The 12,008-nt window shown below is 33.5% G+C and carries 11 protein-coding genes; 4 read left to right on the top strand and 7 right to left on the bottom strand.

Going from position 1 to position 12,008, the window contains the following annotated elements:
- The first annotated feature begins 152 nt into the window (after positions 1 to 152).
- The 3 genes from ABWU56_RS04635 to ABWU56_RS04625 all read left to right on the top strand — a co-directional run bounded on the left by ABWU56_RS04635 (position 153) and on the right by ABWU56_RS04625 (position 3,440).
- Positions 153 to 371 (top strand): hypothetical protein, encoded by a 219-nt coding sequence (locus ABWU56_RS04635; RefSeq protein WP_264375851.1) that lies wholly within the window; start codon positions 153 to 155, stop codon positions 369 to 371.
- A 175-nt stretch (positions 372 to 546) separates the two neighbouring features.
- Positions 547 to 1,080, top strand: a complete 534-nt coding sequence (locus tag ABWU56_RS04630) for an HK97 family phage prohead protease (protein WP_264374754.1) — start codon at positions 547 to 549, stop codon at positions 1,078 to 1,080.
- Positions 1,081 to 1,181: 101 nt separating this feature from the next.
- Entirely contained in the window at positions 1,182 to 3,440 is a 2,259-nt protein-coding gene (locus tag ABWU56_RS04625; RefSeq protein WP_353281150.1) for a hypothetical protein, read from the top strand.
- Here the strand turns inward: ABWU56_RS04625 and ABWU56_RS04620 are convergent.
- Both ABWU56_RS04620 and typA read right to left on the bottom strand, forming a co-directional pair.
- Positions 3,424 to 4,650: a CCA tRNA nucleotidyltransferase gene (locus ABWU56_RS04620; protein WP_264686469.1), complete on the bottom strand. Its 1,227-nt coding sequence runs from the start codon at positions 4,648 to 4,650 to the stop codon at positions 3,424 to 3,426. The genes ABWU56_RS04625 and ABWU56_RS04620 overlap by 17 nt on opposite strands.
- Positions 4,651 to 4,983: 333 nt before the next feature.
- Complete coding sequence (gene typA, locus ABWU56_RS04615) at positions 4,984 to 6,813, bottom strand: translational GTPase TypA (protein ID WP_007302691.1); 1,830 nt, start codon at positions 6,811 to 6,813, stop codon at positions 4,984 to 4,986.
- 222 nt (positions 6,814 to 7,035) lie between these two features.
- Here typA and gltX point away from each other — a divergent pair, with 222 nt between their 5' ends.
- A complete protein-coding gene (gltX, locus tag ABWU56_RS04610; protein ID WP_264375854.1) occupies positions 7,036 to 8,385 on the top strand; it encodes a glutamate--tRNA ligase in 1,350 nt (449 codons plus the stop codon).
- 207 nt (positions 8,386 to 8,592) lie between these two features.
- Here the strand turns inward: gltX and holA are convergent, their stop codons facing one another.
- From holA to ABWU56_RS04585, 5 genes are all read right to left on the bottom strand, one after another.
- On the bottom strand, positions 8,593 to 9,612 hold the full coding sequence (gene holA, locus ABWU56_RS04605) for a DNA polymerase III subunit delta (RefSeq protein WP_353281148.1): 1,020 nt from the start codon (positions 9,610 to 9,612) through the stop codon (positions 8,593 to 8,595).
- Positions 9,613 to 9,617: 5 nt separating this feature from the next.
- Entirely contained in the window at positions 9,618 to 9,800 is a 183-nt protein-coding gene (locus ABWU56_RS04600; protein WP_015588477.1) for a hypothetical protein, read from the bottom strand.
- 114 nt (positions 9,801 to 9,914) lie between these two features.
- On the bottom strand, positions 9,915 to 10,724 hold the full coding sequence (locus ABWU56_RS04595; protein ID WP_353281147.1) for a metal ABC transporter permease: 810 nt from the start codon (positions 10,722 to 10,724) through the stop codon (positions 9,915 to 9,917).
- Positions 10,718 to 11,065 carry an Mth938-like domain-containing protein gene (locus ABWU56_RS04590; RefSeq protein ID WP_353281145.1) on the bottom strand — a complete coding sequence of 116 codons (348 nt, stop codon included), beginning with the start codon at positions 11,063 to 11,065 and terminating at the stop codon, positions 10,718 to 10,720. Before ABWU56_RS04590 ends, ABWU56_RS04595 begins: the two co-directional genes overlap by 7 nt.
- 3 nt (positions 11,066 to 11,068) lie before the next feature.
- Positions 11,069 to 11,935, bottom strand: coding sequence for a 4-(cytidine 5'-diphospho)-2-C-methyl-D-erythritol kinase (locus ABWU56_RS04585; RefSeq protein ID WP_353281143.1), 867 nt, complete (start codon positions 11,933 to 11,935; stop codon positions 11,069 to 11,071).
- Between the last annotated feature and the right edge of the window lie 73 nt (positions 11,936 to 12,008).

Below are 12,008 nucleotides of genomic sequence, written 5' to 3'. Positions count from 1 at the left end.
CTTGACTAAACAATTATAGTGCTGTATGATTTGTACTTAAGCTTTAATAGTGAGGTGTTGATGGACACACAAGAATTAGAAAAGTTCATCAACAAAATCCCAAGATGCTGAGGAGAAAACATCAGAAGAGTTGGAAAGAAATTTAAACCCGAATGAAGCCAATAATGATATATTCTAAAATCTATCAAGAATACGAGGGAGAAACATGGACAGAGTCATTAATGAATGGTTTTATAGCAGCTGTTTCTTTGGGATTTGGCTTCCTTCTAGGAAAAATAATTACTCCTACAAACGAAGCTGTTTCTACAAATCTAGAAAACGCTGCTGTTGAACAACCCAATGTGCAACAAACCCTACCCTTATATATATAAAATGACAAATTTTATAACTAAAAAAGTACTTCCCCATTTTCAAAGCACTGCATACAATAGAATTATATTGCAGTGCCTTATACTCATCCTGAGATATAGGAAAACAATCTATACAACATTTTAAGCTGGCTCAGAGCGCTGGCAAACCCAATACCATAATTTACAAGGAGGACTTATGAATAAGAAATTTCTCTATTCACCATTGTCAATAAAAAGCATAGAAGAAAACGGAGTATTTTCTGGCTATGCGAGCGTTTTTAATATAGTTGATAAGCAAAATGATCTGATATTACCAGGAGCATTTAAGAATAACTTAAATAAAAGTCAGATAAAACTTCTTTGGCAGCACAATCCGAGCGAGCCTATAGGTAATATTACGGATATTTGCGAAAATGATGTTGGCCTATATATAACTGCACATTTGCTTTTTGGTATTCAAAAAGCAGAGGAAGCATATTTAATGCTCAAAACTGGAACTATTAACGGGCTTTCGATTGGCTATATACCAATAGAGTATGATGTTGATCATGAAAGCGGAGCTCGAGTGTTAAAACAAGTGGAGCTATGGGAAGTTAGTTTAGTCACTTTCCCTGCAAATTTGTCAGCTCAGGTAATCAATGTGAAGAATCATTACAATGAACAAGAAATGTTAGCAAGAGCAATAGAAAAAGCAAATTCTGTGCTTACGAACATGTGTATTTCTACTTAAAATCTATAAAAATTTTCATACAATTTAACATTTATATTATTATTTATTTAATAATTATATTAATATATATAACTTCAATACTTTAAAAATTAGGTAATTTTATGCTAAATGCTAACAATAAGGTTAATTACGAACCTAAACAAAAGGAAAAAAAATACAGCTTATCCACTGTGCTTGCTTGGCTATATCTAAAAACAATTGGACGAATATTGCCAGAGAGATGGAATAAATGGGCAGAGAATATTCTACACCACAATAAGGTTATTGTGGATAGTGGAGTTCAGACTGATGATCTTTTAAATTCTAACAGAGAAAAGGAATTGAAGGATGAAAATGAGAGATTAAAAGAAAAGTTGAAAGAAGGTAGTAAGAAGGAGGAAAATCAGTCAAATTTAAATCAGGAATTAACTAAAAAAGAGAAAGAAATTACTAAACTTAAAGAACAAGTAAAATCATTAGGAGAGGAAAAAGAAATATTTGCTAAATTTTTTGCAGAACAAGCACAGCAGATTGAAGATTTAGAATTAGAGAGTAATGTTTTAAAAGAGGAAAAAGAACAATTAAACTCCATAATTAAAGACCTGAAAAAGGACTATAGAGAATTGGCAAAAATTGCACAAAAACGAGGAGAAGAATTTTTAGCACAGTTCAAGAAAAAGTCTGAGGAGATATTACATTTGCAGAAAGAATTAATTGAGTGCAGCAAAGAATTTGCAAATAAAATAGAAATGCTCTCAGTAAGGGTAGAAGAAAAAGATGGGGAAATAGGTAGTTTAACGGAATTAAATAAAACATTAGAACAAGAGAAAAAGGAAATGGAGACTAAAAATAACGAACAAAAGCAAGTTATATCTGATCTAGAGAAAAGAATAAAAGAGCAAGAGGATTTAATAAAGTCATTTCATGAAAATAAAGATATAAATGAAACTGTGAAGAAAGAGAATGAAAACCTACGAGTGCAAAAAACAGAACTTGAGAATGAAGTTAGTAAGTTAAAAAACGAATTTGATACTAAAATAAAGCAATTAAATGAACAAAAAAAAGCAGAATTAGAGCAAGCTAAGAAAAAAGATGCTGAATTTAGAAAAAAATTGGAAAGTGCTCAGCAACAATTAGAGCAAGAAAAGACTAATCTAAATACCATTGAAAAAAAGAAACAAGATTTAGAAAGTGAAATTAATGAATTGAAAGAACAAGCTAAGAAAAAAGGTGCTGAATTACAGAGTCTTAAACAACAATTAGAGAAAGAAAAGACTAATCTAAATACCATTGAAAAAAAGAAACAAGATTTAGAAGGTGAAGTTAAAGAATTGAAAGAAAAATTACAGATATTAGAAAAAAATAGTGCTGAAATAGAAAAACAAAAGACCGATTTAGAGAAAAAATTAGAGCCTTCACAAAGAGAGAATAAAAAGTTACAAAAACAAGTTGAACATCTGAGTCAAGAACGAGAAAAAGCAACAAGTATCGCAATATCTTCTGTTGGAAATAATGTAGAAACACTTAGTGAAACATTAAAAAATCAACAGATTGAAAGTTCAATAGCTGAAGATGGACCACAAGAGTTAAAAGAAAAGTCAAATAATGTTGATACAAAGTTAGAAGATATGGATAAAAAAACTAAAGAGGTAGATGCAATTAGTATAGCATCTACTACAAAAAAAACACTTTTTCATTCTATGAAGTCAAGCTTTTCAAATGGTTCTTATGATCTTTTCAGTAATAAGAAGCTCAAGGAATTTTTATCTCATAAAAATAGAGAGTTGAAAAAAGGTTTTCCTGAACTTGAAGGAAAACACTTTTGCCATAACGTGCTTGATGAAACTATAAAATCTTTATCAAATCAAGGTGATGGTAAATTTGAAAGTGATAAATTACTTGAGTTATTGAAAAGTAATTTGATGAAATTTGGAAGAGCGATTATAGAAATTAAGGTTAACACAGTTGTTGAAAAAGTTGGTAAAAAGCATTCTATCGAACAGGTAATTTTTGTTCAAGAGTGTGCAAAAGGGTTATATTTAAATGAAGAAGATAGTCAAGCAATAATAAGTTCCTTAATGGAATTTTTAGCTCACAAAAATAATAGCAATAATGATTCAGTCAAAAAATTTGTTGTGCAGAAGTTAACGGAAGCTGAAATGAAATGTTTTTCAGATAAGATTCAAGGATTACAACTAGCATCAAGCATACGAGATAAATTTTTATCTCCAGATCAGGGAATGTGTAATCAGACTCAAGGAGGAGTAAACGAGTATCAATTAACAAAAAAAGCTAAAAAAGAATACGAATTAACACCTAACTCTTCCATGCGTCACACTACTTCATCAAACATTCAGAGAGTAACTAGAGTAGGCTCTTAGCATAAAGTATCAGCTCCTCCTTTGTTAAAGTGTAGGAGCTGTCTTCCCAATGTTGTCGTAGCAATTCCAAGTTTCTACCTAAACTTTTCCCTGGTTGATGACCTATAGTTATTAAATCATCACCAGATAAAGGAAATTTTGGAATGTTAAACATCTTAGCAAATGAAATATACTCATCAACATTTATTCCAGACTCAATACCACAAATCTTCATTAAGTCACAATATAATTCCTTACCAAATAAAGATATGTATTTCTTTTGCTCTTTTTCTGAAAGCTCTGTTTTGATATTGTTTGATAATAAAAATAATATTTTTTTCTTTTGCTTATTTGAAAGACGTAGAAGTTTGCTTACATATTCTCCAAGATTAAGCCTATCTTCAGCAGTCCTAAGAAGCAGCGCTAATTTTGTTAGTGCATCGATTGTGGGATCTAGGAAAGGCGTATGGACATACGCTGAGGGTTTTGTAGGAGGTTTAGTGTTGATAAGAAGTGGTGAAGATAAAATTTCGCATTTTACTTCTTTTGGAATAATTTTTTGTAAAACATCAGATTTTTGCATGCTCTTAAGTGTTGGAGCAGGATCATTGCATTCCAAGAGTTTAAATATTTCTTCTCTTATTCTCTCTCCAGAGAGGTTTTGAATCATGTGCGAATGCTTTTTGCACACATCCAATATTTCATCACTTAAATCTCCTATGCATATTTTAGCGTGAAAACGAAACGCTCTTAAAATACGTAGATAGTCTTCCTTAATCCTATCTTCAGCGTTACCTATAAAGTTTAACTTTCGTGCTTTTAAGTCCTGAATGCCACCAAAGTAGTCGTATATATGGCCATATTTGTCTGCATAAAGAGCATTAAACGTAAAGTCGCGCCTTGAAGCATCAGCTTGCCAATCATTAGTAAATTCTACCTTCGCATGTCTACCGTCACACTTTACATCATGCCTTAGCGTTGTAATCTCAAAGGATCTTTTATTTAAAATCGCAGTAATAGTTCCATGTTTTAAGCCAGTTGGAATAGTTTTTATATTACGGAGTTTTAACGCTTTAACTGCTTGATTAGGCAGCAGATTAGTAGCAAGATCGATGTCGTGAATGTCACGCTGTAAAATTGAATCTCTAACACATCCACCAACAAGCCTTGCCTCACCACCAAATTTCTCTATGGCCTCAATAATTACACTAGTTTCGTGATCAATTTGCATTTAGGTTACACATACTGAAAATCATGTTACAAAAAATGCGAAACTTTTGCAAAAATCCTCATATAAAAATATATAGGCAGGAGAGTGGTAAAATAAGAGGGTAAAGTGATAGAGTAAGTCTACAACAAATCCAGTGCCTAGAAACTTATAAGTATAAAAGTAATGTTAAAATACAATGTTTTCGATGATTATAAAAAAGCTGGATGAGCTACTTGCATGACACCTTTGTAGCCTTCTCTTGTCATCCCAGTACCTGCTCAAGTAACTGACACTGGTTCCCTTTATGATGGTGTTATCCGAGTAGCTCATCCAGCTTTTTATCAGGAACGTTGATTACTCTTTATTCTTCGCCCTTCCTGCACGTTTACGTTCATTTGGATCGAGGAACTTCTTACGCAAACGTATAGATTTTGGAGTTACTTCTACCAATTCATCATCGTCTATATATGCTATCATATCCTCCAGTGTCATTATTTTTGGTGGAGTAAGCTTTATAGCTTCATCGCTACCTGAAGCTCTTACGTTTGTTAATTGCTTACCTTTAAGTACATTTATTTCTAAATCATTGTCACGACTATGCTGACCGACAATCATACCACAATATACCTTATCTTGTGGCTTAACAAACATAATTCCCCTATCTTGCAGATTGAAAATTGCATACGCTACTGCTTCGCCTTTGTCTGTTGAAATTAAAACCCCATTACGCCTTCCGGAAATTGAACCTTTATGTGGAGCATAACTGTGAAATAAACGGTTGATTATACCAGTGCCGCGAGAATCAGTTAAAAATTCTCCTTGATAGCCAATTAATCCCCTTGATGGCACTAAAAATGTCAACCTAGTTCTGCCACTACCAGAAGGTCTCATATCAGTTACTTCACCTTTTCGAAAGCTAAGTTTTTCCATGATGATTCCACTATACTCATCATCTACATCAATTACTACTTCCTCTATAGGTTCAAGTTTTTTGCCATCTTCTTCTTTAAACAGCACTCGAGGCCGTGAAACTGAAAGTTCAAAACCTTCCCTTCTCATATTTTCAATCAGTACCCCAAGCTGCAACTCACCACGTCCACCTACTTCAAATGCTTCACCACTTGGAGCCAAAGTTACAGTAATTGCAACGTTTGTTTCTGCTTCTGCATATAAACGATCTTTTATAACAGTTGAGGTAAGTTTTGTTCCCTCTTGCCCAGCAAAAGGTGAGTCATTAACGCTTATAGTAATCGCCATTGTTGGCGGGTCAACTGGAGTTGAGCTGATCGCAGTTGTAACTTCTGGTGCTGCTATAGTGTCTGAAACTGAAGCTTTCTCAAGTCCTGCAATGGCAATGATATCACCAGCTACAGCTTGCTCTACTGGAACGCGTTTTAAGCCAGAAAATGAGAGTAACTTAGTTAATCTCCCTCGCTCAACCACTTGACCATCAAGATCAATTACCTTAAGATCTGAGTTAACTTGCGCGATTCCTTGGTAAATCTTTCCTGTCAATATTCTGCCAAGAAATTTATCAGATTCAAGTAAAGTAACTAGCATAGCAAAAGGTGCATTTTGATCATAAACGGAAGGTTTTATGTAATCTATCACCGTTGAAAATAATGGGCTTAAATCTTTTCTCTCATCAGATAGCTCCTTAGCACACCAACCATTTCTACCTGAAGCATAGAGTACTGGAAAATCTAGTTGCTCGTTGGTTGCATCAAGGTTAAAAAATAACTCATATATTTCATTTAGTACTTCATCAATTCTGCTGTCTGGTCGATCAACCTTATTGATTATCACAATCGGTTTTAAATTTGCCTTTAGTGCTTTTGACAACACAAACTTAGTCTGTGGCATTGGACCTTCTGCAGCATCAACCAGTAGTAATACACCATCTGCCATGCAGAGCACCCTTTCCACTTCTCCACCAAAATCCGCATGTCCTGGTGTATCAATGATATTGATTTTCTCATCACCCCACATTATTGACGTACATTTTGCAAGTATTGTAATCCCACGTTCACGTTCTTGATCACCACTATCCATCACTCGTTCTTGAACTTCTTGATTCTCACGAAACGTGCCACTTTGTTTTAACATGTTATCAAGTAAAGTAGTTTTTCCGTGGTCAACGTGTGCAATTATTGCAATATTGCGGATTGATTTAAATTCACTCATTTCTTATCATTTCAAATTTAATTTAATAACAAGTATACGTATAATATATTTAGAGTAAATAACTAAAGCCGTGCTTTCAGAGTATTTTAGGCAGATCATGGAACTCTAACAAAAAGGTTTCATGTTCGCTGTACTTTGTAGCAACTAACACCAAGACAAAGAAGAATCTTGCTTTAGCAGTACATTTATATAAAATTAAAATAAACTAAAGTAATCATTTAAATGCTAACAAGATTCGCTCCAAGCCCAACTGGCTACCTACATGTAGGAAACATACGCACTGCACTCATTTGTTGGATGTACACACGTAATCAAAATGGAAAATTTTTACTACGTTTTGATGATACTGATCTTGAGCGTTCAGATATCAAATATGTAGATAATATCATAGAAGACCTAAAATGGATTGGCATAAATTGGAATTCAAGTTTTAAGCAATCAGAGCGTTTTGAGAGCTATAACGAGGTGTTCTTACAGTTAATGAAAGAAGGTCATATTTATGCATGTTATGAAACAAGAGAAGAATTAGACACTAAACGAAAATTTCAATTAAAACAAGGTCTTCCCCCTGTTTACGATAGAGGTGCGTTGCTTCTAACTGAGCAAGAGAAAATTCGTTATGAGCAAGAAGGACGAAAACCACATTTCAGATTTAAATTGAATAGAAACGAAATTGTAAAATGGAATGATGAAGTTAAAGGTGAAATAAATATTGCAACAATTCACATTAGCGATCCTGTGGTAAAAAGAGAAGATGGAATTTATACATACATGTTACCTTCTGTTGTTGATGATGTTGACTTTAATGTAACCCATGTTGTACGCGGGGAAGATCATGTAACTAATACCGCAGTTCAGATCCAAATTATTAAAGCATTAAAAGCGAAAATTCCTATATTTGCTCACCTTCCCCTACTACATTTTGATGATAGCAAGATATCGAAACGGAAAGGTGGGTTGGATATTAAGTCCATAAGAGAAGATGAGATTGAGCCAATGGCGCTAACTAGCTATTTAGCAAAACTTGGCACATCTGATCCGATAGAAGCTCATGTTGATATGCAGTCTTTAATTAACTCATTTGATATTAAAAAATTTAGCTCAGCATCTGCACAATTCAGCTTGAGTGAAATGTATAAGCTAAATAGCAAAGTGCTGCAACAAATGCCATTTGAAATGGTGCAAGATCGTTTAAGTCAAATTGGCTCAGAGTTTTGGTATTTTATAAGGAGTAATATAGAAAAGTTTTCTGAGGTGGCCAAATGGTGGAAAACATGCAAATTTGGTATAGAGCCTGTGGTTCTTAATAAAGAGTTTATAAAAATAGCGCTAAGTTCATTGCCTAAAGGTGATTGTAATGAAAACACATTATCAGAGTGGGTTAAAAATATTCGACAGACAGTTGATATAAAGGCAAAAGATCTATTTATGCAGTTGCGCCTCGCTTTAACAGGAACAGAAACAGGTCCAGAACTCGCTAAATTATTAATTTTTATCGGTAGAGAGAGCATTGTTGCAAGGTTAGAAGAAAATCATACAAAAGGTTTAAATGCACCGAATGTATTTGAATGACACCAATAAGCATTGTTCAGGAAATGTGAAAATATTAGATTTCTTGTCATTCCAGTTTCTGCTCCTGTCATTCCAGTGCTTGACACTGGAATCCATAATCTTGCCAAAACGTTGTATTTTAAAATAACTTCTACACATATCCCATATTTCTGGATCCCAGTGTCAGCTACTTTCATGACAACATTTAGTTGTTTTTTCTCGTCTACCTTATTTTACTACTCTGCTGAACGAATAACACCAATAGTTAATCTCATGCTGAAAGATCATTTTATGGTCCAAGTCAGTTCTTTTACAAGTCACTTCCAAGCTCATCAAATTTTCTAAGATCTTCTTAAGTTCTGAAAGTTGCAAACTTTTCAAATGAGATTTAAAACTCTGCAATTGTTTGAAGAACAATGGAGGACTCAGCTGGTCAATTGCAGCTTGTTCATTCATTCCATTTTGTATTAACAGCAAAACGCTTTCTAGCCGTAGAAAATAATTTGATATAATACGGATTAATGCTATCGGTGAAAAATTCTCTTGTAATATCAATACATCGGAAATTTTGATGAATTGTCCCATGTCTTTACTCACTATTGCAGAGCACAGATTATCAAGTGTAACATAATCATTGCCGGAGGTTGAAAAGCATAGATCTATATCAGCAAGTTTAAGATCTTTTCTTTTTCCTAGATATAAAACTAATTTTTCAAGCTCTGAATATATAGGCAGTTTTCTATGATTAAAATAAGACTGCAAGTGGTAGATTATCTCACTTGTGCACTCTATATCATTTTGTTTCAAGTAACTTGATATAATATCACAAAGATTACTACCGCTGTCCTTATAGCAGGTAATGACACCGAAAATTTTTGAGCTTTCCATATAACTTTTAGTTGTAGAACTATATGGAAGATCATTTGCTATCATTACTATATAATGATCGCCTATATTATGATCCAATATGTTTCTTAACTCTTTAGATATACTTCCACTGACATTTATCAGCTTAACTAACCTTTTTTTAGTAAACATCGAAATGTTTGCCAACTCGGAAAATAACAAGCCAGGCGACTTATTCACTACTGCAAAATCCATCACCTGAACTGAATACTCATTCAAGTTGGCAATTATTTCCTGTACAAAAATATCGACCTTACTATTGTCACTCCCATGAATTAATACACCACTTAAAGTATCGGGTTTCTCAAGGAATTTTTTAACTTTAGATGGCGTGATTCTCATGCCATCTATATTATATTATCACTACTTGGTGGTACATCATTTGATTGCACATCAGTTTCCAACAATTCTGAGCTTTCTTGATTTGCTGTATTCTGCATATCATCAGACACTTCTTTCTTTCCCGTAACATAATTATAAAAATTTTTTATAGGCTGTCCTATATATCTAGAAAAAAATCCTTCGGCCATATCTTTCACTCCACAAATTAACAATTAGCACATAAAAACAACGTAGCAAAAACTACTTTACGCTCAGATAGTTACACTCATTTGTTAATGAATTATGAACTTCCGAGACCAAAATTAAGTCGATCTACTTAACACCAATCTTATAAAATAAGCAATGATTAAATACACAGCTGCGATAAGTATAATTGCAGGTCCAGTTAATAAGTCAAAACTTGCAGATAATATCAAACCTGATACTCCAGAAATCACAGAAAAAACTGTTGCAACAATAATCATTTGCATTGGAGTTTTTGAAATGAGTCTTGCTGATGCAGCAGGTATTAACAAAAATGCAGCAATGAGTAATATTCCTATTAATTGAGCAGAAATTGCAATAAAGATAGCGAGTATAATCAAAAATTCTAGCCTAACAAAATTAACATGTACTTTCTCAACTGTTGCCAAATCTTGATTAATCGAAATCATCAGCCAATAGCGCCATCTAAATATTAATATCAAAGTAACTATTACGGAGGTTAGAAAAATTGATATTATATTACTTTGGTCAATCATTAATATGTCACCAAAAAGTGAGCTAATAATACTATTATTACCTGATGGAAGAAAAGACATAAGTATTAAACTCGATGATAAAACTACATTGGTAACTATGTTCAATATCGTATCAGCAGAGTATAATTTATTAAAATTAAGAGAAAGTAGTATAGCAAACATAATTGCAATGAGCATTATACTTATCGATGGGCTGATATTAAAGATCAAAGCAAGTGCAATACCAAGCAATGAAGAATGGGACAAACTATCACCCAAATACGATAACCTTTGCCATATCATAAATGACCCTAGAGCTCCTGTGACTAGGCTAATCATAATTACCGCAATTAGACTGTTTATAAAAAAACTCTGTGTAAATATCTCTAACATGCTATCAGATAACTGACAACAAATCTATCTTCAGATATTAAAACGTTATGGGTTCTGCATGCAGAACCCGTCGTCATAAATTCAAAATTTAAATTCTTTTGCTCCATAAGATAAGACTTCATCGAACAATCGCGTATCTTACCAGTACCTATTATCAAAATCTCTATTTCCTCTGTTAAAAAAGATTCAAAATACTTCTTATTGTTTATATCACTTTCTTTCAATTTAATCACCTTTTCAGGAAAAATTATAATTGAGCCATGATATTCTTGATTATTTACCCAAAACCTTCCTTCCTTGTAACCATTTATGAGATTTTTCTTCTCAGAAACTAAGAGCATAAATCAAACTATTAACTGCGTGTCGCATACCCACCATTCTGGATATTTCTTTTTGATATTTGCTGCTGCAGCTTTTGCACTTTCTTCACTATCGAACATTCCAAAGCACGCTACGCCACTTCCTGACATGCGAGACAGCATAGAGCCTTCTTGTGACTCTAGTGTTGATATTATACCCTGAATTTCAGGTACAAGACTTATTGCTGCTTCTTGCAGGTCATTTTTTGTCTCTTTAAGAAGCTTTAACAAATCCTTCTCAGTATCATCACTCCACTTAATTGGCTGAGAAAAATTCTCCTTATACTTGGAGAATACTTCTGATGTATTTAAAAACTTTTTTTTCGGTTTCACAAGTACCACACTTGTGGGTAAAGAGCATTGTTTAACGGGGCATAATTCCTCACCAACACCTCTGACAAAAACTGGCTTACTATTTATGCTTGCAGGCACATCAGCACCAACGTTTAAAGCTATATCATTTAAAATTTGCCTATCAATCTCCCATAGATCTCCTAGTGTGCGTATCACAGCTCCAGCATCTGAGGAACCACTACCAAATCCCGCAGCAATTGGTACATTTTTTACAACCTTCACAGTGACTTTAGTGCGTACAGGAGCATGCCTAAGCAGTAGACTCAATGCTTTCGTTATAGTATTATATCGATAGTTTATTTTAAACTCAGAGTTTACAAATTGAACTGTAGAGTTATCATATCTAAAGTTTTTTTCTCCTACTTTTATCTCTAAAAAATTAGAAAGTTTAGCAAAGACAACCAAACTTTCAATTAAATGATACCCTCTTTCTTCTCTATTTATAATATGTAAAAAAAGATTGATCTTTGCAGGAGCCTTTACACAAAAACTTTCCATCTGTATATCTTCACTAACACTATCTTATTTACTATACTTGAAATGCCACTTCAGTCAAACTTTATACACTCCT

The sequence above is a fragment of the Wolbachia endosymbiont (group B) of Horisme vitalbata genome (assembly GCF_964028625.1).
GTDB lineage: Bacteria > Pseudomonadota > Alphaproteobacteria > Rickettsiales > Anaplasmataceae > Wolbachia.
Note: the sequence above shows the minus strand (reverse complement) of the source record. Positions and strands in the feature narration are given on the sequence as shown.